Source organism: Tepidiphilus thermophilus, from assembly GCF_001418245.1.
Classification (GTDB): Bacteria; Pseudomonadota; Gammaproteobacteria; order Burkholderiales; family Rhodocyclaceae; genus Tepidiphilus; species Tepidiphilus succinatimandens.
In genome coordinates this window covers 1-24500 of record NZ_LIPU01000017.1, presented here as the reverse complement: position 1 = coordinate 24500, position 24500 = coordinate 1, and the positions used below count along the sequence as shown (strand labels likewise).

Genomic DNA, 24500 nt, shown 5'->3' with positions numbered 1-24500 from the left:
CCCAGGGCCATCGCACTCGAAAGTCATAACGGATGAATCCCCAGCATTTTCATACGGATATCGTCATCCCAGGCCGCCCGCTTGCGCTTGAGTCGCAGGCTCGTCTTGGCGGTGTCGGTTTTGTCCGCACGAATCAGGTTCATCACGATCTTCTTGAGCAGCGAGAGGTTCTGCGGTGCGTTGTCCTTGCGGATCATGCAGTCGTCCTCGCCGAAGCAGACATCGAGCATCCAGTGAAGCTTGTTCTCGATGGCCCAGTGCGCACGCACGGTATCGGCCAACTCCTCGGCGGTGAGTTTGCGCGAACTGATGTAGTAGCGCTCTTCCAGCTCAGCCACCTTGTCGCCGACCACGCGTTGCGAGACGACACAGCCGACCGTCTTGCAGCCGGGCCAGAGCGCGGAGTCAATCTCCTTGCCACTGGCGGCGACCCAACTAAGCTGCATCACCGTCCTGCCATGGGACTTGTCCACGTGCTTGAAGCCGTCGGTGGCGACCTGCGCATCGCTGATCAGATCACGCACCTGCTGATGCAGCGTGGGCTGGTTGCCCTTGACTGCGAGCAGGTAGTCCGCCCCTTTCTCGGTGATCTTGGCGGCAATCTCACGCTGGCAGCCCATGGCATCGATGCTCACGAGCAAACCCTTGATGTGCAAGGCTTCAAGCAACTCAGGGATGGCGGTGATCTCGTTGCTCTTGCCCGCCACCTTCTCCTGACCGAGCACCAGACCGAGCTCGGTCGAGAACGCACTGACCATGTGCACCGGCGGCGCATCGCCATCGGCCGAGCGGCGCAGCGTCTTGCCGTCGACGGCCATCACGCCATCGAGTGCGCCAACGATCCCGCCCACCCAACGCCGGAACACCGATTCGAACTGCTTCGGGTCGAGCACCCGGAACACACGCAGAAACGTGTCCTGCGAAGGGATCCCGTTCTTGAGTACCAGAAAACGCCGCAGCCAGTCGGCCTTGAGCCGACCCCACAGCGCGATGTCCTCGAAACTATCGGCGTCCGAGAGCATGGCGCACACAGCGATCACCAGGATCTCCCGGAAGTCGTGGCGGGTGCCGTTACTCGGCTGGCGAGGATCTTCAAGCTCACTGAGTTTCTCCATCAGACTGACTCCCGCTCCGCGCATTTCCATCGCCCAAAAGACGAGAGTAGACGCGTTTTCGAGAGGGTTCACAAGATGGCTGCATAACCTATTGAACGTGAACGACTTTTCTGAAAATTTTCAGGAAATGCATGTCATTCGAGTGCGATGGCCCTGGGCTCACTCCCAGCTCGCGCGCAAGCTGCGCGTAGGCCTCGACCGCCGGTTGGACATTGGGCTTGGCGTAGCGCTGTCCGAAGTTGGCAAAGCGCGTCAGGCGCCCCTCGGCCTGAGGATCGGCAAGGTATTTGCCGCTCAAGAGGCCAAAGGCGAGCGGCGAATAGGCGAGCAGTCCCACCCGTTCGCGGAAGCAGACTTCCTCCAGACCATACTCGAAGGTGCGGTTCATCAGATGATAGGCGTTCTGGATCGAGACGATGCGCGGCAAGCCATGCTCTTCGGCCAGGCGCACGAACTGCATCACACCCCAGGAATGTTCGTTCGAGACGCCGACATAGCGGATCTTCCCCTCCTCGACCAGCTTGGCGAGCGCTTCGAGCTGGGCGAGGATCGGCACCGTCGGCCGCTCCTTGTCCGGATCGAACCGCCAGTCCCCGAACATCGGCTGGTTGCGGTCCGGCCAGTGCAGCTGATAGAGATCGACGTAATCGGTCTGCAAGCGCCGCAGGCTGCCTTCGATCGCCTCGCGCAGATTGCGCTCGTCGAACCCGCTGGGACCGCCGCGAATCCAATTCAAACTGCGTGCCGGGCCAGCAGCCTTGGTGGCCAGGATCACCCGATCGCGCGGCTTGCGCTTGAGCCAGGTGCCGAGAATGCGCTCCGTCGCACCGTAGGTTTCGGCGCGCGCCGGCACGGGATACATCTCCGCCGTGTCGTAGAAATTGACCCCGGCCTCCCAGGCGCGATCGAGCAGCGCGTGCGCCTGCGCCTCGTCGTTCTGCTCCCCGAAAGTCATCGTCCCCATGCAGATCGCCGACACCTGCAAGGCGTCATCCCCCAGCGTGCGATACTCCATTGCCGTTCTCCCCTTCGTCGAAAAGCGCGCCGCCGCCGGCGCACCGCGGTATCATTGCCGTTTCATCCGTAGTGTAGGCCATGAACTCCCCGCCGCAAGGGCTGATCGCCCTCACCCGCCCAGGTTTCGAGCCCGAAGTCGCCGTCGAGCTGAGCCGCTGGGCCCAGACCCACGGCATTCCCGCTGCAGTCACCATGCAGGTGCGCAGCGGCTACGTGCTGCTGGATGCCCACGCCCCGTTGCCGGACGACCTTCCCCTGCCCTCCTGGCGCGAGCTCGTGTTCGCCCGCGAGTGCATGCCCTGGTTCGACCGGCTGGCGCTGCCCGAACGAGATCGCGTGCGCCCCCTGGTCGAGAACATCGAGCACCACCACCCCCGCACGCGTTTCTCTGCCCTGCGTCTTGCCTTTCCCGACAGCGACGAGGGCCGCCCCCTCTCCGGTTTCTCCCGCCGACTGCGGCCGCACCTTGAGGCGGCGCTCGCCGATGCCGGCAAATTCGCCGAGCGCGCCCGCGAAACCCTCGTCATTTTCTTTCCCTCCTCGCGCGAAGCCTTTTTGGGTAATGCTCCCGCCGCACTCCTCTCTGCCTGGGAAAACGGCATTCCTCGGCTGCGCCTGCCAGCGGCAGCGCCCAGCCGCTCCGCGCTCAAACTCGCCGAAGCGCTTCTCGTCCTGATCGACGAAGACGAGCGCACCCGCTGGCTGCGCCCCGGCATGAAGGCGGTGGACCTGGGCGCCGCTCCCGGTGGCTGGACTTGGCAAATGGTGCAGCGAGGTCTGCGGGTGAGCGCGATCGACAACGGCCGGCTGGATGCGCGGCTCCTCGCCTCGGAGCTCGTCGACTGGCAGCGCGCGGACGGCTTTACCTGGCGCCCGCGCGGTCGCGTCGATTGGCTGCTGTGCGACATGGTGGAGCAGCCCAGTCGCATCGCCGAACTCGTCGGCCGCTGGTTCGCCCAGCGCCTGTGCCGTTACGCCCTCTTCAACCTGAAACTCCCGATGAAAAAACGCCTCGAAGCCTTGGAAGACGCCCGCAAACGGCTGCAGCGGCTCACGCGCGAGGCCGGTGGCATCGAACTGCGCTGCAAGCAGCTCTACCACGACCGTGAGGAAGTCACCCTCTTCGCCAGGGCGATCTCCTGAACGCGCTGCTGCCGATCATCCGATGCCGGCGTATAATTTCTTGCTTTCACCATTTTCTTCCGTTTCTGGAGCGCACGACCTCCGATGACCTTCTCCGAGCTGGGGCTTCTACCCGAACTGCTTGCCGCCGTTTCCGACCTCGGTTACACCGAACCCACGCCAATCCAGGCCCAAGCCATCCCGCGCATCCTCGCCGGCAAGGACCTCCTCGGCGCCGCCCAGACCGGCACCGGCAAGACCGCCGGATTCACCCTGCCGCTACTGCAGCGCCTCGCGCCCCACGCCAACCCCTCGGCGAGCCCCGCCCGCCACCCCGTGCGCGCGCTCGTGCTCGCCCCCACGCGCGAGCTCGTGCTGCAGGTCTATGAATCCGTGCGTCAATACGGCAAGCACCTGCCGCTGCGCGCCGCGGCAATCTACGGCGGCGTCGACATCAAGCCCCAGATCGAGGAACTGCGCCGCGGCGTGGAGATCGTCGTGGCCACGCCGGGGCGGCTGCTCGATCACCTCGAGCAGAAAACCATCCAACTCAATCAGGTCGAATTCCTCGTCTTCGACGAGGCCGACCGGATGCTGGACATGGGCTTCATGCCCGACATCCGCCGCATCATGGAGCGCTTGCCGCGAGAGCGCCAAACCGTGCTCTTCTCGGCCACCTTCTCGCCCGAGATCAAGAAACTCGCCCAACAGCTGCTGCACGAGCCAGAAACGATCGAAGTGGCGCGGCGCAACACGGTGAGCGAGACCATCACGCACCGCGTCGTGCGCTGCGAGGCCGCACACAAGCGCGACGCACTCGTCGAGCTGCTGCAGCGCCATCCTGGTCAGGCGCTCGTCTTCGTCGACACCAAAATCGCCTGCGGACGGCTCGCCTCGCTCCTGCAGCGGCGCGGCATCCAGGCCGAGGCGATCCACGGCGACAAATCCCAGCAACAGCGCTTCGAGGTGCTCGACGCCTTCAAAAATGGCACGCTGCGCGTGCTCGTGGCCACCGACGTCGCCGCCCGGGGGCTGGACATCGAAGAACTGCCCTTCGTCATCAACTACGCCCTGCCCCCCAACCCCGAAGACTACGTGCACCGCGTCGGACGCACCGGCCGCGCCGGACACGAAGGCTTGGCGATCTCGCTCGTCGATGCGAGCGAAGAAGAGCGGCTGCAGGCGATCGAGAAGCTACTCGGGCGCCCCATCCCCGCCGAAACCCTGGAACCCCCCGCGCGCGAACGGCGCGCCCAACCCGAGCGCCGCCGCAACGCACAACGCAGCGAACGCGCCCACGACGGTTTCGACTTCTCCCGCCCCTACGAACCCAAAGCCGGCAGCGCCTCCGCCGCGGCGAGCGAGCCGGCCCCGCGCCCCGTAGGGAGCAAAAAAGCGCTGGCGGTGCTACTGGGAGGCAGCGGACGCGCGCAGTAAAACCTCGCCGCTCGAGCTACCCGTTCTGAGCCTCGCGCTGAAAATCCCCCTCGACCGTCCCCGCCCAACGCTCATATCCCGGATAATGCTCGGCCCAAGCTGCGAGCATCTGCTCGCGCGGCAGATCGGCGAACACACCGCGGTCGCGCACGTACTCCATGTGCCGGCGGCCGGCCACTCCAGATGCACGAACCCCGGCTCGTAGGACTTGTGAAGGGCTTGTGCCCGGGTTTTTCGGCCTTGGGCTGCATTGCCTTGAGCGAGCCGAGTCCGTGGCGGCGCAGACAACGGTCCAGCCCCGAGCGCGACACGTTCGGCGTGATGAACTCACGAACCACTGCCAGCAGGTCGTCCAGAGGCAGCATCAAGGTCTTGCGCAGCTCCACCACGACCGCCTCCTGAAACGGGGTCAGGTTCGTCTGCAGGCGGTGCGCCGTGTGCGGACGATCTTCGACGTCGGTGCGTTTCTTCCAGCGTCGGATGGTGTCCTCCGACACCCCGAGTTCCCGGGCAAGACGCCTCACCGGCAGGTTCGAGCTTTGGATATAACGCCGAGTCGCAGGGGTCGTGGTGGCGTTCTTGTGCAGTCGGACCATCATGACTGTTGCCTCCGTAGTTCCTCGATCAGCTCACGCATCGTCTCGCGACCCATGAATAATGCACGACGTCGCGGATCAATGCAATCGTCCGGGACCTGACAACTAGACAAGGCTAAATCACTCCCACTCACTTATCAACGACAATCCCAACATATTGATTTCTGGTTTCTTTTACCGGTCGATTTTGCCAGATACCAGCAAAAATACCATTGCGAATCATCCCCTTGCTGATGCCTGTTGCTGCCGTATGTTGCCAGACGCACCCGCCAACCTTCTTGCGCGAGGAGCAGCGCGCCCATCTGGTTCATCCTACAGCACGGCTTCGAGCCCCTTGCGTTCGATCAGGTTGAGAAGTTTCAAGGACGGACCACTGGGCTTCTTGTCGCCCACCTCCCACTTCTGCACCGTTGACAGGCTGGTGTTCAGCACGGCGGCGAGCACGGCTTGGCTGATTCGCGCCCGCTCACGCAGGGACTTGATCTTTTGCGGGGGCATCTCGTGGACATCAAGATGGCACAGCGCATCGAACTCGCCCATACGACGCTTGCTGATCAGTCCTGCGCTGTGCAGCCCACGAGCGGTCTCATGCATTTCATCCAGAATTCGACTCTTACGCTTCGTCGTTGCCATGACACACCTCCACGATCTCACCCGCCATCAGAGCGGTCGCCAGTTGTCGGTCATCGAAAGCCAACAGTTCCTTTGCCATCTCCCGTAACACCTTCAATTCGTCCTGGTCGATGTTGGCACGCTCGTTCTTGCCAAACCCGTATAGAAAAAACCACCGCTCAGCCAGCTTGGTCGCCACGATGGTCCTCGCTCCGCCCCGCTTGCCCTGGCCAGGCAGCGCAACCCGCTTCTTGACCACATGGCCGCCCAAGTCCGCGTCGACGAGCCCCTGGCCCATCTCGGCGACGGCTTTACACAAGGCTTCGTCGGTCAAACCGGCCTTAGCCATCCAGCGGGTGAAGGTGCGGGTTCGGAATACCCTTCTCATCAAAAAATCATACCACTTAGTGCAATAGATTGCCAGTCAAGTTCCCGGCATGCGCTTGTTGGGGGAAGCGATCGGATAGGGCGATGATCGTCCCGCCCTTGAGGGCGAAGGTGCCATCATCAGCGCAGATCAGCGGCGCTACGCGGGTAAGCAGCCGTTGCGGTATCGAGATAGATGCGGTTCACGGCTTGAGCACCAGCATGCCGTCATCGAGACGGCAGACCCACGGGCTGCGGCTGCCGGTCGGCAGCTCGGCGGGGTTGAGCTTCACCGCCCACGGCAAGGACAATTCCCGCCCCAAGGTCAGGCACAGCCGCACCGTCTTGACGTACTCCGATCTCGCTCAAGAGCTCCAGCAGGGCGCGCTCGGGAACGGAGACGAGTGGCCCGTCACTACGGCCTTCAAAGGGCACGACGTGCAACAAAACTTACGGCCTCTCGTCGAACAGGCGCTTGCGACGATGGCACTCGGCAGGAAATGCGTTCAGGAACCATTCCGGCAGGCTGCTATCCAGCCGTAGAGATGCAAGTTGCGACTACGGCTGTCGCATCAACTCAAAAGTGCGCAGGAACGTCGTTCCCGTCTTCCTTTGTAGAAGAATCAATAACTGTACTCCTCGGCCACGCCACCCGAGCCCAGCGCTTTCCCTACCTTCTCCAGGTCCATTCCTTCGGTCGGCGGGCTACCATCCCGGCACAGGTTCAGCTCATAGTTGACAGCGAACTCGGCCAGCTTCCCGTCTTTCGTGGGCACGTTCGCCTGCGTCAATCGCACATTGAGCCGTTTGCACCCCTCCTGCTTGAAGCTCTTGATGGTGGTCACCTCTGCCATGACCGGCGCGCTCGATTTGGTCGTCTCCCGGAATTTGTCCGCAATGGTGCCGACGATCTCGCCTTGAGCGCGTCCATCCGGAGCGTCGATGGCTTGCAGGAGCAGCGCTTTGGCGCTGGTGTATTCGGCGGCGTGGGTGATGGGTATCAATACCATCGCAACCACCGTGACAATACCTTGGTGCAGTCTCATGGCATCCGCTTATTGCGAGTTTGTCGTTGTGCCGGCGTCAGTCTGTTGGGATCTACCGCCGAACTCACCCAACATAGCTCCCAAAGCCGCCTCGATGAGCGGCAAGGGCATGAGCTTTCTATCTTTCGCGCCCGCCGTGACCAACACAGTACCAATGTGCGCCCCTTCGCGGCTGCGCATCTCCAGACTGATCGTGGCTTCTTGTCTGTACTCGCACCCCTTGAAACAAAAGCCGTCCGGGTCGCCTGCGACGAGGTTGTTGAACCAGCCTTTGAATCCGGTCGTTTCCCCAACGAAGTTCAGGAAATTCGACACCACCATCGACTCGCCGGCGCTCAAAACAGGGCCTCCGTGGGACAACACGATGTCCAACGACTCCTTTGTCTCGACATGGCCGGCCTTCTCGAACACTTCGCCCACATCGGCGCGTGCCTGACGGTTCCCGAATTCTCGGGCCGCCATAAAAATCCCCTCACCCTCCAGTACCACATCTGCCCCTTCTGCCGACTGGACCACCTGGCCGCCCAGGCGCGCCACGCAATCCGCCAGCACCTCTGTCATCTTGCCGCTGTTCTTGAAAGCCACGAACGCCTTCTTCCCGTGCAATTGTTCAAGCGGCAGACTGCTATTCCTCGTGATGGAGATGGACTGCTGGCTCGGCTTATCGTCGCGTTGGCCGCCAGCCTGCTCCTGATCCTGTGCGCGCAATGGCAACGCCAGGCAGGCGATGACAGCCAGGACCGCTGTTTGTTTCGCGACCTTCTTCACTGACTTCCTCGCTGATAGTAGTTTTGCACTTTCTGCTGCACAACTCCCTGCATGTTTTGTTGAATCCCAGAAAGGTCAGGCATCTTAATATTTCTCATGATCTCGTCCATAAACTCGGAAAGATCGATTCTGGAGAAATCGATCCTCGCGAATTCTTCCTGAGTAAAACCGGAGCAGTTTGGGCTTTTTGCACTTCCCCATCCCTTTCCGATTTGGGCTCTGCCCTGCTCGTTGATTATCTTGGCAAGGCGGCTGTTGAAGCAGCAATAGGATTTCGTTCTCTCGATGCACGTTTTAACGACGGGAAGTTTCTTCGAGCAATACGATCCCACCTCATGGCAGAGATTCTGCCCGCGGCGCAGGGCGAGGATTTGTTCCTTCTGCTCACAGGAAAGCATCTCTTGCACGATCATCATTCCAACTTGTAACGCAAATGAATATGGATCGAATCCTACGAATTCCAGTCCGGCAGCCGGTGAGAAAGAAAACTTGAGGCCATAGAAACTGGTAAGGGTAGTCGATGACCAAGCGTTCGAACTCCATGCATCTATGGCCCTGTTGACGAGCCACGGCACATCCGAACTATACAAAGCGTCATATACGTATGGCGAACCAAAAAATCTGGCAGCCTCAGCTCCTCCTGCTAGTAGTGCCATGTTCTTATTACTCATTCCAGCGCCGCCACCGCTCTTCTGGCAGCAGTTGGCGAGGCCGAATAGCTTGATCTTGCATCGTGAGTCGAAGCCCTTGAATATCTCCATCGTGTTCGGGTCCAAGTAGGTACCTGCTTCTCTGGCCGCTTCCATGAGCGCCATCGCACGGGCGAAATCGGGATCGTTTTCATATCCCTTGTCGAAGCATTTCCCGTCCTGACAGAAAAATTGACCGGAGCAGTCCGTGACCGTGCTAGTCTTCGGCGGTTGCGACATGCACCGATAGGTCCGCTCCGTGTAGGCACACGTGCCGTTGATCATATCGTCCGGATCGCAGGACGACGTCGATTGGAGCGTACAGTTAGGATTGCTCGCGTAGCCATCGCACTCCGATGTATACGATCTGCCAGTGAAACAAGCGTATGTTTCCTGTTTTTTGTAACACCCATCTGGGGCTACTTGAGAAGAACTAATACCAGGAGGCAGCGGATTGTCCGGCGTCGTCTGGACGCACCGGCTTTCCGCGATCTGACAGTTGGTGTTTCCGCTCAGGCTACTGCAAGGCGACGCGTCGTAGTTGCTGGAAATCAGGGTGTACGTATCGTTGAGCCTGATCGTGTTCGTCGGGGTCGGTTTCGATGGATCGTTGCAGCGCCAGGTCTGAGTGTATTTCATGCAGCCGCTATTGAGAATGGAATCCCATTGCGAGCATTGCGAACTGGTTTGCCAGCACGCAGGCTGCGCATCGACGAACGGCTGACAGTAGTTGACTGCATTCGGCTTGATGCAGGTATAGGTGTCCTCGTACTCCCAGCACGACAACCCGAACTGGGACAGACATACCTGTTGCCCCGAAATGGTCTTGCAGGGTGTCGAATCGACACACACCGACCCCGTCTTCTTGCAGTCTCCAGCAAACGCTACGCCGCAAAAAAACAGAGCAGAGATTACGGCGGCAACACGGTACATCATCTTGCCCTCTCTTCGAGCGCGGCGCAGTCATTCCTCGTCGAGACGCTGCAAGTTACAGGGCAATACGCCAAAGTTCTTAATTTGAACATGGTCTCGCCATTTTTACCTACAGCAAGCCTTATTTTGATATTGTTGTTCCCATTATATAGATAAGGTTGCAAATTGATACTGATCGGTGAATACTTGTTTCCTCCTCCTTCCCAATAATTCCTACTACAACCATGTACGCCGTCATCAACTCCGTGCAAACCAAATTCAAGGGTACATTTATCTAGTTTATAACCCCCTGTCGTACTATAGACCAAATTCCCGTTTATCCACAATGCAACGTGATCATCATACTCTACATAAAACAACTTCATTTCGGCGATACTGTTCTTATCAACGACAGTGAAGTTAATGTTGCTTTCATAGATTTCATACTTGTTGCCTTTAAAATAATTTTCAATGCGATCTCCGCTAGACGTGATTGTCCCAAAAGTCAAATCCCAATACCCACCACCTGCTGGGATCATAACTGCTGTGCCAAATCCCGAAACCGATACACTATCCATCTTAATGCCGGAAGGGGCACATCCTGTGCCTCCCCCAGTACAGGTCACGTTCGTTCCACGTCGACACTTCAGCGTCTCATACGCATTTATCGTCTGATCGCACTGGAAGTTGGAATCGGTGTCGATGTTGACGAGACGGCCCATTGTGCATTGCTGCTCATTGACTTCCTTGAAGGACGAACACGTTTCAGTGGAGTACTGCGCGGGAGTCGTCTCCACCCGCGTCGTGCATTGTGAACCGGATCCGGTTCCGCCATTGATTCCGAGCGACTTGAAGAATTCTTCTGCATTGTCCCTCGCGTGTTTTGCCGCAAGGATCATCGGGTCGTTCTTGGTGATGTTGAATTGCGGCCTTATTTGCGGATTGCGCGCCATGAAGTTCACCGCTTCGCACTCCTGGCGCTTGATGGGATCGGAGTCTGGCGCCGCTGTCGCACAGTTCTGGATCTTGGCAACGCCCGGTCCCGATAAATTTCCCCGTCCGCCTTGAAAGAATTGCGTCTCGGGCGGATTCGTACCGTAGGCAGGGATCTTGTCTGCTGCAGAACCGTTCTTGATCCCGGAAAAAGCGCTCGGGTTGACCGAACCGCCAAGGCTTTTGCCTTCCTGAAAGGCTCCGTTCTGGTCGGCAAGGACGACACCTGTCAAGGACAGCGTTACAAGCGCAAGCGCAAGCGCCCATCTCCTGTGCCCGGAGCTTCCGGCTTTCGTCGAGGGAAGGTTGACTGGCGGCTTCTCGGCGGCCTTTTCGACGATCCGATGTATTTCCGGCATTAGCTCGGAGAAGTTTCCCGGAGGGATTCCGATCTTGCGCGCAATTTCTTCGGTATCCCACGCCGGCGGCAAACGTCCGTCGACGGCGTACCCAAGGACGATGGCCGCAAGCCGGGGTGAAAGCGCCGGAAAGCGATCCCGGATTGCCTCGACACAGGCTTTCCAGTGCGTGTGCAAAACCCGTTCGCGTATCGTCGGTTTCAATCCATATGACATTCTTCGAAGCCTCTTTGCGGATCGCGATGGGTCGGCATCAGTCGATCCCTCGGACGATCTTGCTGCGGTAGTACCTTGCCAATGGCGCCCAGGCAGGGCTCTTGCGCTCGATGTAGTCGAGCGCGTAATCGAGCGAAACGTCCCCCGAGACCTTCACGAAGGTATCGGGCTGCGAGCAACCGTTCTCGAGAACGGCACCGGCCCGAGGGCGCGCGATGACGACCGCGGGGACGCGCGTCACACTGAACTGCTGGAATGCCGGCGGATGAATGGCTACGGAGACGTTTCGCCCACCAAGGATCTTCTGCACCTCCTCGCCCATCTTGGTCATCGAATCGCCTTTGAGTCCCCGGAAGACGAGCGTTGCTCCGGCTCGCTCCGCTTGCGCTACGAGGCGATCAAACGCCTCCTTTGGCATCGAGAGAGACACCAGCACGAGCAGATCTGGCTGAGCGTTCTGGTCGATGGCCGCTTGCCCGAGCTGCTCGTATTTTTCGGCGATCCGTGCAATGTCGGGAGCGGGTGCAGCCGGCTTCGGCACGGATTCGACCTTTGGCATGCCAGCCACCCCATATTGCTGCTCGATGCCGTCTACACTCGGTAGGCGATTCATCGCTTCGCGCGCCCTCGCCTGTGCCTTCGAGATTTCTTCGTCGGTCGGCAGTCTCACCGCGCCCTGCTGGGGAGAAAAGCGTTCCTGGGCCGACGCAAGGGGAAGCGTCAGCGCCAGGAACAAAAGGGGGAGGAGGAGAGGTATGCGGTACTTCGACATGCTCAATTCCCGATGCTCACGGCGCCTTGGCAACAATTGCGCTTGCGGAATATCTGATAGGCGAAATCCTCGCCCTCGAACGGGAATTCGCGACCAGCGCCCCATAAGATGGTCGACCGCCCCAATGGCTGGCAGCACTTCCCGGCAATCTTCTTGGTCTGCGGGATCGGGTAGAGCATTTGGTACTTATAGCCGGTCTTGTCCATCACGGGCTGCGGGTAGTAGCCGCATAGCCCATCGTCGCCCGACGCGGCCCACATCAACCCTTCGCGGTGCATTTTGGCGATGATCCGGTAGACCTCCAAACTCGATGCTTGCACGCCCCCCACATGGGCTTGTACGTTGCCATTCAGTGGGTACAGGCTGCCTTGGCACCCGGCGCACCAGAAGAAGAGGTTGTTTGGAAAACCCGATGTCGCAGCAACGCAATCCGCAGCGCATGCCGCGCGCGCGGGCATGTTTCCAAATAGATAGACATCCGGATTTAGGATCCGGGTTAGCTCGTCGTCCTTCCATAGCGGGTCGAGCTCGGTGAGGTAGGCTACGTCGAAACCCGTATTCTCCAGGCAACCGTTATCCAGAATGGCCTGCAAGTAGTAGATGACCGGGTCGACATACCAGTGCACCTGGTAGAACGAAGACTGGTCTTGGCCGTCTCGACGGTAACGGGATCCAGATGGCGCGTCGAATCCTGGGTCCATCTTGATGCCGCCAAGACTCACCATGCAGAAGGGGCTGCGTACGACATCGACACGGCGCACGGGCTCCCAGAAGCTCACCTTCATGCCGATCTTTGGCGGATTGCCGCAAAAACAGAGCGGATTTCCTCCGGGATTGGGTGTGTCCTCCTGGTCCAGGGAAGCAAGCGTTATGCCGGCGATGCGCAGCGGGAAGATGCACGACCAGCAGATGTCCGTAATCGGGTTGGCGAACTTGCCTTTGCAGGTCTGGGCCATTGCCGGCATCGTTGAAAAGAGGACGAGCAGGCCGAGAAACACGCTCAGGCTACGGGCGAATTTCATCGACACGGATCCTTTTTCCTTCCTGGGAGACCACGGCGGGGGACTGGGTAATAGAGAATCGCCTGGATAGCGCTCCTCCCTGGTCATAGAACACCTCCCTCTTCCACTCGCGCATGAGCTTGAGCGGTTCTCCGGCGACCAGGATCGGCTTCACTGGCAGCGCCGATTCGGCCATGAACCGCTTTGCGAATTCCACTTGCTTCTCGTCCCGCCCGTCGAAGAAGAGCAAGACCTTGCTCATGCGGTCGTAGTCGAAAGGATTGATCTTCGTGCCGGCCGGATAGAGGATCCTGCCGTGCTCATCCTGAACGTTGCGATCGAGAGTGAACGTGGGATCGATGTAATACGTTCGGGCCGTTTCCGTGGGGCGTATACCGGGAACGGGTTTGGGGCGCTCGATGCCGTCGAGGACCTTGCGCTTGTAATCCTCCTGCATACGGTCGAGCTCGCCGGTTCTCTCCAGGTGACGTAGTTTTTCCTGAATGACCGCGATGAGATCGCGCTCGGCGATCTCGTACGTCGGACCGATCGCACCCAGGTCTTCGGCTTTAGCGGAGGACCATGGGACGAGCAGAATCAGCGAAACGGTTGCAAGCGTTCTCGATGTCATGGGAGATATGCTTACACACGTGGTCCTTCGAATCTAGGGCAAAAAAAGCTCATTTCGTTTTCTTTTGAACTACCGCCCTTGTGGATTCGGTTCGCACCCGCCGAGCACGGCCAGCACGCCGCGCCGGGCAATGACCAGGCTGGCGTTGTGGTCTGCGTGATCGGCATGCCCGCAGCTTCAACGCCTAAACCGGACGGTCAAACCATCCACCGATAGCCTATCTGGGTTTTTACTCGCCAACTCCATCAGACGTCTATGCGTGATCCGCAACCCGCGTCTTTTGCACGCCGCGAGTACGTCCTGCTTGCCGATGAGGAGGTATCCGTCGGGCTGTACGGTTGCGGGCAGTTCTTCGATCGCCGCTATCACGTCGTCCACGGAGGGCAATCCGGGAGATTGCGACGCGCTTCCCGCGTCCCGATCTCCGTCCGTTCCTTCAGCGTCGAGGGCGGGCGGCTTGCCCGGCTGCTCCTGCGTTTTGACATCGGTTTTGGCTTCGCCGTAACCCGCTTCGCCCGCGTTCTCGCCAAGGCTTACCGCCTCGAGCTTTGGCTTGCTGTCCTGCTTCGCGGGTTTCGCGCGCACCTGCGAGCGCTCCGGTTCGGCTGATTTTTCCTTATCCTCCTGGCTCGGCGAATTTTTGACTTCGGACTCGATGCGTCCGCCATCCATGGCTGCGCCGGCCTCACGGATCAACGTCTGGCTGATTTCCGGCGTCAGGCGGATGGCTTTCGCAATGCCGTCCCTGAACTGTGCTTCCACGACCTTTTTCAAGGGAGCCATCTGGTCGATCCACAACCACTCTCGGCTACCCAGCTCATCGAGGATCCTCTTGGCGGTCAGCCCATATCCGCTGAACGCATCTGGCCACCGAAGCAGAACATTCCGGTCGGCGTCGGCGAGGGCATCAATTCCCCACTGCTTGTCGCCGGACTTGAGGTCTTGCGCGAGCGCCTTGAGGGTTTCCCCTACGGGTCCGTCGAGCCGGATCTCGTTCTTGGCTTTTTGGTCTCCGGCGTCTGGCTTGGGTGATGCGAGCATCGGCTTCGAAACAGACCGGGCCGCCGCAGGTCCGGCCGAACGCGGTCCGTCCGCAGCCTCGATCTTGGCATTGCGCAGTATCTCCGGTTGCTCCCGATGTGCCACATCGCTCGACTCGGCGGTGGAATGCTCCGCCGCTTCCGCTGGTGCCGATGTCTCGTTACCTGCGTGCGCTGCGGCGCCATCCTCATCTTCCTCGACGAGTCTCCCCTCTACTGGCGGGATGGGGCTGGACGACACAATGGCGTCGTCGCGCAACCTGATCGCCGAAAGCTTGATGCCGGGGATTTTCTCCGCCAGACAGGCAGGAGCAATCTTCCAGAGCCGATCGCCCGGTGCGGCACCATCGCGCACGAATGCGATCTGTCGTTCCACCAGCATATCCAGGATGCCGTCAGGCGTCCTGGGAATTCCCGGTATGCCGTCCTCGCGCACTTGTCTGGCAATCTCCTCTCCGGCGGCCGGCCAAATCAGGTAGATGTTTCCGCCTATGTTCCACAGCCGCGCACCGGGTTCGTTGATGAGCCACACCCCTTCCTTGATGAGGCGGCGCATGATGTCCGTCAGATGACGCTCGACGGGCACGCCAAGGTCGTATCCCGCCATTGCGACGCCGAGCGTCTTTAGATCGCGCTCGACGCTGGTTTGATCGGCCTTGACGACCAGATCGTAGATGAGGTTCGTCGGGCTTGGATTACAGGTGAGAGACTCCATCAGCCAGACGATGAGCTCGGTTCCCCCTTCTTCGATCCATTCGAGCGCTTCCGCTCCGATGATTCGATCCGCGATCAGATTCGACAGCGCGGTATGTTGCCGCGCCCTGCCCTCACGCCAATCGAGAAAATACGCCTCGATGCCGTTCTTTCTGGCCCAGTCGTAAAGGTCTTCCTTGATAGGCTTCCAGAGCGTTGTCCGATCCATGTTCGTCACGACGAGATCGGTCACAGGTTTGCCCGCGTCGTGACACAGCGCCGCGAGAAACACGGCGAGTTGCCAGCGAGGCTCCATCTCGCGCCGTTGATACGGTGTCTTCGCGGCATCCAGCAACACCTTGTCGGCAGACTGTAGCGCCCAAAGGGCGACCTCGATGGAATGCCGAAGGAGGCCGCCGGCGCCCCTGTGATGATGGGACTGCGAGGCTGGCAGAAGATGGGCGAATCGCGCAAAGCGCTCGATTGCAGGCAGGTAGTAGCGCTCGAACTGCGTGGGCGGGGCGATCGCCGTATCAGCGATGCGTTCGATCAGCGCGGATTGCGTCTCCACCAGCTTTTCTGGCGGCACGACCGGCAGACCTTTCATGAATGGCGGATAGCGCGGAATCTCGTCGCTCGACCAGTGGTAGATCGGCTCGATGTTCTTCGCACGTGGATCCCGCTGGCCCGGTTTCCTCTTCAGCCAAGAAAACATCGTTGCTCAAAAGACCCGAAATGCCCGGCCGACGATCCGATCGTCGCCGATCCAACCCACCAAGGCGTACCGCGAATCGAGGCTGTCGGGATTGGGCGCGGCCATGTAGTAATGCCCAGGCGGGATCTTGCCTACCGGCCCCGGCTCGAGTGGGACGCCCTCCCTCGATGTCGGCTTGGCGCGCCCCACGAACAGACCGTCGACGTAGTAGTCCCAGTACCCCTCCCCCACGTCCACGCGCTCCACTACCGAGCCTGGGGTGCCCACCATGCGCTTGAGAAACAGGCTTCCCCGTTCGTAAGGTCCCCCGCCGCCGTACCGAAACGCGGCCAGATCGCCTTTGTCCGGTCTCGCGCCTTTCTGGACGAGAAAGACCGTACCCGGCAACGAGTCGGAGACGTTTATGGAAACGGTGAAATAGCGCCCAAAAGCTGCGATGGCCACCAGCAGCCAGAGATAGATCGGCGCCCTTCGGCCGATGTGATGGAAGATGCAATCGAGCATGCCGGGGATGTTACTTCCCGGATCGCTCGATTTGCGTTCGAAAAGGGTCGCTCGATGACCCATTTCGGTATGTCGGATACCGCGCCGAATCAAAACGGAAAATCTGGCGGAAACCACGGACCGACGTCGGGATCTTCCTCGGTATTCGGATCGACGATCCAGCAGCCGTCGGCGTCGACCTCAGCGCACCACCCCCGAGCCTGCGGCGGCAGAGTGCCGCGTTCGATGAGCCGCTCGACGAGCGCCTCGCGCTCCTGAGGCGACAAGAGTTCCCCCAGCGGGCCGATCAGCTCCGCGACGGCATCCCACGGCACAAGCAGCGCCGCCTGCCGCCGGGTGCATCCGGCACGAATGTATCTAATTACTAGAGGTGTAGACTGGTCCATTGTCATCAGTTTGCGCGGGAAACCCCGGCCTTCAGGCCGGGGAGGGAGAGCGCGGCGTGCAGGGCACGCCCCTTTTCCCGCTTCCTCCTTTCGTCAAGTCGCTCTCTTGATCCACGAATATCCCTACTTGTTTACGTTCGTCCCTTACGGGACCAGTGACGGGTCCATCAGGACCGCTCCCCTCGACCGTGTGCGATGGCAGCTTCGGCGGTTTCCCGCCGGGAGAGGGACCGTTTCGTGGCGCTCCCTTGCCGTGTCTGCATCCCTCTCTTCCAGAGCTGCGGACTGAGGAAGCATCTGCGGGTGGGTCTTCGCACTTCCATCACACGTCGCGCGATTGCTCGCGCATGGTCTGGTCAACCGAGCTTGGGGCACAAGCTTCGCCCTTTAGGGCGGGGAGGATTGACAAATCCTCAAACGACCTTTGTGTCACAAAACGGACATCGCTCTGTATGTCTGCTGCCGGCGTCATAGATGAACGCCGCGCTGCATACAGTACATCTGGCCAGTACCACGATCCGCGCTCTGATGTCTCTGATGGCAAAGTACGCTGCATTGATGTCGACTGGCGCACACAGCCTCTGGAACTCACGCCATGTCGTCAGCAAGCATTCTGGCGTCAGCTTCGATCCGTGCAGTCTTTTATGCAGCGCGGCGAAGGCGGAAAGTTTCGCCGCCGAATCCTTGTCCTTTATGAAGGACAGGACGGACTCAGGCAACTTTCCGTTTGACGGTTTGACGCCGTGGACGTCCCACCACCATTGCCGCAGAGTGCGCGTTCCTATGCCGGTCATCCCGCGGACGATGGATAACCGCAGCCCGGCCTGAATGAGGTCGTAGGCCAACCGCAAATGTTCGAGTTCGGCTATCTCGACCATGGCGCTCAGCGACTACCTGAAGCGACAACGGCGAGCGAATAGGCCGCTCTCTGTCCATCTTGAAGCGATGCCAGTCGAGCCAACTCGGCCTCGTTGAGCCTTATCGTTATGAGACTGATTCCGATTCGTTCCGCTATCGCCTCGATCTGGTCGAGGCTGAGGTTGGCCAGCCGTTCCAGAACGGGTCGAGGCAAGCCGGTTACGATCTCGCCGGACTCGGACTTGGAGTTTGCGAGCTGCCTTGCCATAATCAGAAACTGTCGATTTATCGAAACGATGTCGTTCATGGCGCGTTTCCAACATTTCGTACGATTCCATTATAGACCGTATACGGTATCCGTCAAGGAAAAAGATCACTAAAAGGGGTTGTTTTGGCTTCGACGATCGCAGACCGTCTTAGGATGTGGAGAATGCATCTGGGGCTAACCCAGAAGGAGTTCTCCAGCCTGACAGGGTTGCACATTGGGGTTGTTCGCAAGTACGAAAACGGGGTCAACGTGCCAGGCGGGGAAGCCCTCGTCGCCATCGCCAAAACAGGCGTAAACCTAAACTGGCTTCTCTTGGGGCAAGGAGACATGTGCGCGGAAACCTCATCGGAGAGTCCCGCCCCCCGCGACACCTATCTTCGAAAAATCGACGCCGTGAAGGGGTTGCTCGACGGACTGGACGAGGATAGGCGCAACGCCGTGCTCGAGGAAATTTTTTCTCGCGTTCAGGAAGCGAAACGAGTAGCCGACCTGGAAGAGCTGGTCAGAGAGATGGCGAGAAAACTCGGCTGAGAACCTGTCTGAATGTTAGGTACCGGACGATTGCATCGATCCGCGACGTCGTGCATTATTCATAGGTCGCGAGACGATGCGTGAGCTGATCGAGGAGCTACGGAGGCAAAAGTCATGATGGTCCGTCTGCACAAGAACGCCACCACGACCCCTGCGACCCGGCGCAGCACCTGAACGCGAGTATGACGGTTGCGAAGCGCTGGATGCGACGATTCAGCGCTATGTCTGGCACTTAGCGCACGCGCAGATGGATGCAGTAGTTATGCAGGATGTTGCTGATCCAGTCGCAGCCCATGCCGAAAGGCTTCAGGCCCACATCGTCCTGGAGCCAAAATGTCGTACCGGCGTACTCGAAGCGGCCATCGATGCCACACAATCGGAACACCAAGTCCCAAGCGATGGGATACTGCGCCCGCTCGAATTTCACGTTCTTTGTGACGATGGTCAACACCCGACCGGGCCCCATCAAATCGGCGCAACAGTTATAGATGCCGGCCAGATCGTCGATGAACTGACGGTAGTCCTTGATGTTGCCCAAGTCGGCATCGCTCTCCGAGTAGGTGGTACGCAAGCCCTTGGCCAGCCGTGCCTTCTGCCCCTCGTTCGATACGTGCATGCCGGGGTTGTGCAGGATGCGCCAATAGGGCGGACTTGTGACGGTGTAGGCCACCGGCCGGAATTTGGCAGGGATCAGCTGCGTTGCATCGCGGGCGTCGCCGTGCAACACCTCCCATCGCTCCGTCGTCATGCCGCCAACCTTGGCTACGCGGGACCGGGCGATGTCCGCCCATGCTTCGACCAGCTCGACGATGACCGCCTTGCGTCCGGCATCGAGCGCGGCCACGGCGGTCGAGCCTGTGCCGCCCATGGGATCGAACACCACGGCGTCGGTCGGCGTAAGCTCGGACACGAAAATCCGTACCAGTTCTTCAGGAAACTTGGCCGGGTGCAGGATTTCCTTCTTGCTGCGTGGCTTGGGCTTCGGCTTGACCCATTGCGTACGAATCGCCGGCACACCGATGCGCAGGGCGGGCAAGTCGGCATGCACCGGGCCGGTTTCCTTGGCCGCTTGTAGCACGTTGACGTAGGTCGGCGCAGCGTCGTCGGCATCCGGCAGACCGATACGCTCGTCGCGCAGGCGGAAACTCCGACGGGCCAAGCTGGACAGTACCCACGGCAGCGGATAGCGTCCGGCATCCGTCGTCACTTCCTGCGATAGCAGCACGCAAAAGCCCCCTTCCTTGAGCGCCGCACGGCAGTTTGCCAGGAATTGCCGCACGCTGTCGGCGTGTTCGGCTACCAGCTCGACCAGCGCCGCGCCACTATGGCGCATGTCCACCACGATAAAATCGAACGGCGTGAAGTCGGTTTCGTCGTATCGCCATTGACCGATGTCGGTCGGTGCCACGGTTTCGCGGAATAGCACGCGGCCGTGCGCACCGAAAGCCGGGCGCTCATCCGACACGGTAATCGCCATGACGCGGGCCAAACGGCCTTCCTGCGTGTACTGCTTGGTAAAGAACTGGATCAAACCGCCGTAGAGCGATTCGTCGTCGGTCAGATGAAAGAAGCTCTTTTGAAAAAGCAGCCAGTCTTTCCAAGTCAGGTCGTTGATGCGGTTTTCTAGCGTGCGTTTCGGCTTCGCGGGGGGCGATGGAAGTGCATGTTGTGCAGTCGGCATGATTACGCCTCCGCCAGTGTGGCAATGGGGTTGAGGACGCCGGGCAGCACATACCGATTGGCGGTCTTGGTGCCCGGCGCATGGTTGTCTTGAGCATCCCGCCGTGGCGGGTAGAAGTAGCAGGGCGCACCGTCCGGCAAGGGCTGGGCGATGCGCTCGAAGTCCTGCCGATCAATCCAGCCGATCAGGTACAGGGCAAAGTCCTGGCGCGGGAATACTTCGTGGAAACGGCGTGCATCGTACAGGCTGGTCACGGCCGGCTTGTCGCCATCCTGGGCGGTCAAGGTCATGGCTGCCCGCCGCCGCCATAGGTGATCCTTGGCGACGTCGTCCAACTGGATCGCCAGGAATGAGGAGAGGTCGGTGGCGGCGACTTGCGTGGCATAGCCAAGCGGTAAGCGCTTCTGCCTTGCCTGTCCGCCACGCTCGTAGATGGCATTGCCGGCGCCGGGCATGCCAGAAGGCCACGCTACCGTCACGGCGAGGCCATGGCCACTATCTTCGCGTACCTTGATTGCCGCGGCATCCACCATGAAGCGCTCGACCTCACTGTCTGGGAAGGCTGTCCACGGAAAGTCGAGTACCGGCGCGGCCGTCCTCTCCGGCTTGGCCTCCACCGACACGGCGAACACATACACATCTTTGTGCCGCTTGTAGTCCTCCGGAACCAGCATCGGGAAGAAAAGATGCCACTGCGGCATGCTGTGATCGACGCCGGACAGCAGACCAGCGACCGAGAACGGCTCGCGCGGCGCTTCGATGAATTGGGTCAGGACATGGAATGTCTTAACGTCCGCATCTACCCGGCCACGCTTTCCGTCGAAGGTGAAATCGAACGCATCATGCTGCCGGTAGCTCTTGTCCTGCGTCGCCGACCGGATGCCCAACGACTCAGTGAAGCGGCGGATCAGGATTTCATTGACCTTGCCGCGAGCGATACGGGCCACCCGTCGCCAGGCGTCCTTGTCCATGCGGTTGTAGGTGTAGGGCACGCCGCTCTTGATGGCGTAGCTCACCGCCTCGCGGATGTCGTCCGGCAATGGGCGCAAGGTCACGATATCGTTGGCCGTAATGGTCATGACGCCTCGCCGTCCTTTTTGGTGGTACGCACGAACATGTCCGGCTGCTTGCTGCCGCCGAACCTGCCGTTCCTTGACATCCTCCCCGCCCTAAAGGGCGGGGTTTTCCGCGCACCGGGTCAGATTCCAAGGACGCGATAAAGATCTTCTTTTGCCCCCTGCGCCAGCTCGACGGCCTCGATCGTCTCACCCTGTGCATCGCGTACGACCGAAGCGCGGGTCTCTTTGCCATCCTTGGGCTGCCTAGCGATCACGAGCAATACCGACTGGTGGTAGCCGTTCTCCTGCTGCGCCGGGGCCGTGGCACCTGCTGCAGCCAGCATGAAGCGGCCGATCCCGGAGCCGATTGCTCCCAACGCCTTCCTTGCCGGCGGCTCGATGGCCTGTGCCGGGCTCTCCAGAAGATTCCCGACGCTTTTCGTTAGGCCCTCGTGCATTTTCGTCTCAGGGACAACAAATTCTCCCTGTATGAGATAGACCACCTCTGCCTCTTCTCGATCCTGAACGACGACATGGCCCCGCTCCTGGAGTAGCTTGCGCAACGCTTCGGTCTCGTTCGGCGCGCCCTCGAATTCGATCCAGATTTTCTTCCCCAGGTCGGGACTGAAGGCGTCGCTCATCCGGTTCTGCGCCGCATCGGGCGGTGTCGCCTGTGCTTGAGATTGCACGTCGACAGAGGCGACCGCCGTGACTGCTGCTTTGGTCGAAGCACCCGCATCGGGCACGGCAGAACCCGCCCCGCTCGCCTGCGGTGCGGAGGGGATGGAGGTTTCGTTCGCGCTTGCCAAGAGGATCGCGGCATCCTGCGAAGTCTGCTTGACTTTGGCCAGTTCTTCGGCGTTGTCGACGATCGCCTTCGTGCCCGCCTGAGTCAACCCAGTATCCTTGAGCGCATCGGCTTGCGCGAGCACCCCCTGCGCCTTGGCTTGCGGAATACCCGCAGCCACCATTGCGTCTGCCTGCCGAAACGCCGCTTCGTTGTGCATCCGCTGTTCGGCGCGCCAGACCGGGTTGTTTGCCATCAGGTCCGCCTGCGCTACGACCAGGCTCGGACTGCTCATGGCAGCCCGTCCGACGACGCCGGCAATTCCGCCCACCGTCAGCACCCGATCGCGCTCGGCCTTTTGCTGAGCTTCGGCATACTCGACAAACGCCTGCGTCTCCTTGGATGCTTGCCAGGTTTGTTTGAGTTTCAACACGAGCCGCTCACGGTCGATGGGCCGCAGATTCGGCATGGCCTCGATTTCGTCGATTTGCTTTTGCATCTGCTCGGCAAGCTTGCGCTCCTGTTCTTCCTTTTCGCGCGCCTCGGCTTCGGGGTCGCGCATCGAGTCCTTGATGGTATCGACCGCCTTGCTTCCGGCGGCGCGAACGATCTCACTTCCCGCCTGGACGCCGATCGAGACCAGATCGCCGACGCCAAAGGCATGGGCCATCGCTGTCGGGAAAAGCCCTGCAATGGTAATCGCGATGAGTTTTTTGTTCATTTTTTTCCTCCCCACGGCCAGGTTTTTGATTCGCCAAATTTTGCAGATTTTTAACTAGTTCGTGCGTAAATAACCCGCGACTGAAGTCGCAGGCTTTATTGTGAAGCGCAGACATGGTTGCCCATATCCACACTCCCAACATCAGGCGTATTTACGACCGCCCTCGACAGCGGGGCACCGCTGCCGATCCGGGCAAGGTTCCGACTTGCGTTCAAGTCGCTGTGCGCCCGGAGACCACAGTGAGGGCACTCGAAACGATGTTTCGAGCGCTTCCCCAACTCTCCACAACACGAGCAGGTCTGGCTGGTGTAGGCCGGGTTGGCGTACTCGACGGCGATGCCCGCAGCCTTGGCCTTGTATTCGACGAAGGTCTGCAACTGTCGCCATGCCCAGCGGTGCAGGCGGCCACGCATGCGCTTGCCAGCCTTGATCCGCTCCCGGATATGCGTCAAGTCTTCCATCGTGATCTTGGCGATGCCGGCATCAATCGCCGCCTGAACAATGGCCTTGCTCGTTTCGTGGTTAATGTGCTTCACGCGCCGCATCTCCTTGCCGGAGACCTGCCGGAGCTTCTGTTTCGCGCTCTGGCTGCCGTTGGACTGAAGACGGCGGCGCAGGGCAAGGTAACGGTCGCGCTTGTCGCGCAATCGCTCGCCGCCGAAGACCCTGCCCAAGCTGTGGGCGGCGAGGTTGTTTTCTCCGACATCCACGCCCATCACGGGGCCGGAAGCCACAGGTTGCGCGTCGTCAGTCTCGACGACGAGGTTGAAGAACCACTGCCCTTTGCGCAAGACCAGCTCCGCCTCCTTCGGCTGGCCAGATCCGAGAATGCGACGCTGGTGTTCGCCGAGACGCATGGGCACGGTGATGCGCCCATCGAGGGTATAGAGCGAGACCGTCTCTCCCTTGAGGGAATAGGTGCGCTTGTCGAAGTGCACGCTGGCGCGGTCAAAACGGATTTCTGGGATCGGCGCATCCTTCCTGATGCGCCCGAGTTCTTTTTGCGCCTTGTACGCCTTGCAGACCGAGAAGATGGCGTTGCAACACATCTGGCTGCCCAGCGGCGTCGCCTCGCGCAACATCGTATAGCTCCGCTGGTGCAGGCCAACGCGGTTCCACAGACGGTGCTCGCGCACGACGGGAACAAGACGGTTGCAGGCATCCGCGTAGGCCGTTCGCAGCGCAGCAAGCGCTTCGGCCTGCGCCGCGCTCAATTCCAGCAAGATCGACGCCGTGCGCATCATCGCTTATCGTCTCTTGGTGACATGCTCGGAACGCTCGATGTAGCGGCGGATGGTCTCGGCGCTGACGTTGCCCGCTGTGCCAACGTAGTACGACGGCGACCACAGATGGCCGCCCCACAGCCGCTTCTTCAGCGCCGGGAACATCTGGAACAGACGGCGAGCCGTGACACCCTTGAGCACCTTGACGGCATCGGCTACGGCAATGGCAGGCGGGATGCTGACAAACAGGTGGATGTGATCCGGCTGAATCTCCTTGGAGATCACCGGCCAGCCCCGCTCCATGCAAATCGCGTCCAGCATTGCCCCCGTTTCCTCAGCAACCGTTCCGGTCAGCACATCGCGCCGATACTTCGGACACCAGA

General features: G+C 60.3%; 25 protein-coding genes and 2 pseudogenes. 3 read left to right on the top strand and 24 right to left on the bottom strand.

Features of this window, described 5'->3' with window-relative positions; genetic code table 11:
- Positions 1-23: 23 nt before the first annotated feature.
- Together ASC37_RS10180 and ASC37_RS10175 are read right to left on the bottom strand one after the other, a co-directional pair.
- Complete coding sequence (locus ASC37_RS10180) at positions 24-1115, bottom strand: ISAs1 family transposase (protein WP_055423984.1); 1092 nt, start codon at positions 1113-1115, stop codon at positions 24-26.
- 88 nt (positions 1116-1203) lie between these two features.
- Positions 1204-2130: an aldo/keto reductase gene (locus ASC37_RS10175; protein ID WP_082438463.1), complete on the bottom strand. Its 927-nt coding sequence runs from the start codon at positions 2128-2130 to the stop codon at positions 1204-1206.
- An 80-nt stretch (positions 2131-2210) separates the two neighbouring features.
- Between ASC37_RS10175 and rlmM the strand changes: the two genes are divergently transcribed.
- Together rlmM and ASC37_RS10165 are read left to right on the top strand one after the other, a co-directional pair.
- On the top strand, positions 2211-3275 hold the full coding sequence (gene rlmM / locus ASC37_RS10170) for a 23S rRNA (cytidine(2498)-2'-O)-methyltransferase RlmM (RefSeq protein WP_055424265.1): 1065 nt from the start codon (positions 2211-2213) through the stop codon (positions 3273-3275).
- Between the two features lie 84 nt (positions 3276-3359).
- Entirely contained in the window at positions 3360-4691 is a 1332-nt protein-coding gene (locus ASC37_RS10165) for a DEAD/DEAH box helicase (RefSeq protein ID WP_055424264.1), read from the top strand.
- Positions 4692-4868: 177 nt separating this feature from the next.
- Here ASC37_RS10165 and ASC37_RS11555 read toward each other — a convergent pair.
- From ASC37_RS11555 to ASC37_RS10095, 17 genes and pseudogenes are all read right to left on the bottom strand, one after another.
- Positions 4869-5290: pseudogene (locus ASC37_RS11555) on the bottom strand (IS481 family transposase); the annotation flags it as partial.
- Positions 5291-5424: 134 nt separating this feature from the next.
- Positions 5425-5589, bottom strand: coding sequence for a hypothetical protein (locus ASC37_RS11550; RefSeq protein ID WP_157287467.1), 165 nt, complete (start codon positions 5587-5589; stop codon positions 5425-5427).
- Positions 5590-5599: 10 nt separating this feature from the next.
- Positions 5600-5920 carry a helix-turn-helix domain-containing protein gene (locus tag ASC37_RS10160; protein ID WP_055424263.1) on the bottom strand — a complete coding sequence of 107 codons (321 nt, stop codon included), beginning with the start codon at positions 5918-5920 and terminating at the stop codon, positions 5600-5602.
- Positions 5901-6287: a type II toxin-antitoxin system RelE/ParE family toxin gene (locus ASC37_RS10155; RefSeq protein WP_055424262.1), complete on the bottom strand. Its 387-nt coding sequence runs from the start codon at positions 6285-6287 to the stop codon at positions 5901-5903. Before ASC37_RS10155 ends, ASC37_RS10160 begins: the two co-directional genes overlap by 20 nt.
- Before the next feature lie 181 nt (positions 6288-6468).
- Positions 6469-6790, bottom strand: a pseudogene (locus ASC37_RS11945) (type IV toxin-antitoxin system AbiEi family antitoxin domain-containing protein); the annotation flags it as partial.
- A 98-nt stretch (positions 6791-6888) separates the two neighbouring features.
- Entirely contained in the window at positions 6889-7311 is a 423-nt protein-coding gene (locus ASC37_RS10145) for a hypothetical protein (RefSeq protein ID WP_055424260.1), read from the bottom strand.
- Between the two features lie 9 nt (positions 7312-7320).
- Positions 7321-8079 (bottom strand): hypothetical protein, encoded by a 759-nt coding sequence (locus ASC37_RS10140; RefSeq protein ID WP_055424259.1) that lies wholly within the window; start codon positions 8077-8079, stop codon positions 7321-7323.
- A complete protein-coding gene (locus ASC37_RS11335) occupies positions 8076-9704 on the bottom strand; it encodes a conjugal transfer protein TraN (RefSeq protein WP_082438462.1) in 1629 nt (542 codons plus the stop codon). The genes ASC37_RS10140 and ASC37_RS11335 overlap by 4 nt, the downstream gene beginning before the upstream one ends.
- Positions 9701-11236: a hypothetical protein gene (locus ASC37_RS11545; RefSeq protein ID WP_141654668.1), complete on the bottom strand. Its 1536-nt coding sequence runs from the start codon at positions 11234-11236 to the stop codon at positions 9701-9703. Before ASC37_RS11545 ends, ASC37_RS11335 begins: the two co-directional genes overlap by 4 nt.
- 49 nt (positions 11237-11285) lie before the next feature.
- On the bottom strand, positions 11286-12020 hold the full coding sequence (gene trbC / locus ASC37_RS10130) for a type-F conjugative transfer system pilin assembly protein TrbC (RefSeq protein ID WP_055424257.1): 735 nt from the start codon (positions 12018-12020) through the stop codon (positions 11286-11288).
- Positions 12021-12022: 2 nt separating this feature from the next.
- Entirely contained in the window at positions 12023-13042 is a 1020-nt protein-coding gene (gene traU / locus ASC37_RS10125; protein WP_055424256.1) for a conjugal transfer pilus assembly protein TraU, read from the bottom strand.
- Positions 13026-13652, bottom strand: coding sequence for a type-F conjugative transfer system protein TraW (gene traW / locus ASC37_RS10120; protein WP_082438461.1), 627 nt, complete (start codon positions 13650-13652; stop codon positions 13026-13028). The genes traU and traW overlap by 17 nt, the downstream gene beginning before the upstream one ends.
- 177 nt (positions 13653-13829) lie before the next feature.
- Positions 13830-16100: a MobH family relaxase gene (gene mobH, locus ASC37_RS10115; protein WP_055424255.1), complete on the bottom strand. Its 2271-nt coding sequence runs from the start codon at positions 16098-16100 to the stop codon at positions 13830-13832.
- Positions 16101-16106: 6 nt separating this feature from the next.
- Positions 16107-16604, bottom strand: a complete 498-nt coding sequence (locus ASC37_RS10110; RefSeq protein ID WP_055424254.1) for a S26 family signal peptidase — start codon at positions 16602-16604, stop codon at positions 16107-16109.
- A gap of 89 nt (positions 16605-16693) precedes the next feature.
- A complete protein-coding gene (locus ASC37_RS10105) occupies positions 16694-16990 on the bottom strand; it encodes a hypothetical protein (protein ID WP_141654666.1) in 297 nt (98 codons plus the stop codon).
- A 413-nt stretch (positions 16991-17403) separates the two neighbouring features.
- Positions 17404-17868: a FlhC family transcriptional regulator gene (locus ASC37_RS10100; protein WP_055424252.1), complete on the bottom strand. Its 465-nt coding sequence runs from the start codon at positions 17866-17868 to the stop codon at positions 17404-17406.
- Between the two features lie 5 nt (positions 17869-17873).
- Positions 17874-18155, bottom strand: coding sequence for a flagellar transcriptional regulator FlhD (locus tag ASC37_RS10095; RefSeq protein WP_055424251.1), 282 nt, complete (start codon positions 18153-18155; stop codon positions 17874-17876).
- 84 nt (positions 18156-18239) lie between these two features.
- Between ASC37_RS10095 and ASC37_RS10090 the strand changes: the two genes are divergently transcribed.
- Positions 18240-18647, top strand: coding sequence for a helix-turn-helix domain-containing protein (locus ASC37_RS10090; RefSeq protein ID WP_141056310.1), 408 nt, complete (start codon positions 18240-18242; stop codon positions 18645-18647).
- A 232-nt stretch (positions 18648-18879) separates the two neighbouring features.
- Here ASC37_RS10090 and ASC37_RS10085 read toward each other — a convergent pair whose 3' ends face one another.
- The 5 genes from ASC37_RS10085 to tnpA form a co-directional block, all read right to left on the bottom strand.
- On the bottom strand, positions 18880-20328 hold the full coding sequence (locus ASC37_RS10085; protein ID WP_055424249.1) for a DNA methyltransferase: 1449 nt from the start codon (positions 20326-20328) through the stop codon (positions 18880-18882).
- A gap of 2 nt (positions 20329-20330) precedes the next feature.
- A complete protein-coding gene (locus tag ASC37_RS10080; RefSeq protein WP_055424248.1) occupies positions 20331-21407 on the bottom strand; it encodes a hypothetical protein in 1077 nt (358 codons plus the stop codon).
- A gap of 119 nt (positions 21408-21526) precedes the next feature.
- Positions 21527-22894: a hypothetical protein gene (locus ASC37_RS10075; protein ID WP_055424247.1), complete on the bottom strand. Its 1368-nt coding sequence runs from the start codon at positions 22892-22894 to the stop codon at positions 21527-21529.
- A 95-nt stretch (positions 22895-22989) separates the two neighbouring features.
- Positions 22990-24138, bottom strand: a complete 1149-nt coding sequence (locus tag ASC37_RS10070; RefSeq protein WP_055424246.1) for an RNA-guided endonuclease InsQ/TnpB family protein — start codon at positions 24136-24138, stop codon at positions 22990-22992.
- Positions 24139-24141: 3 nt separating this feature from the next.
- Positions 24142-24500 (bottom strand): IS200/IS605 family transposase (gene tnpA / locus ASC37_RS10065; RefSeq protein WP_055424245.1); only part of this gene is annotated, 359 nt, incomplete at its 5' end.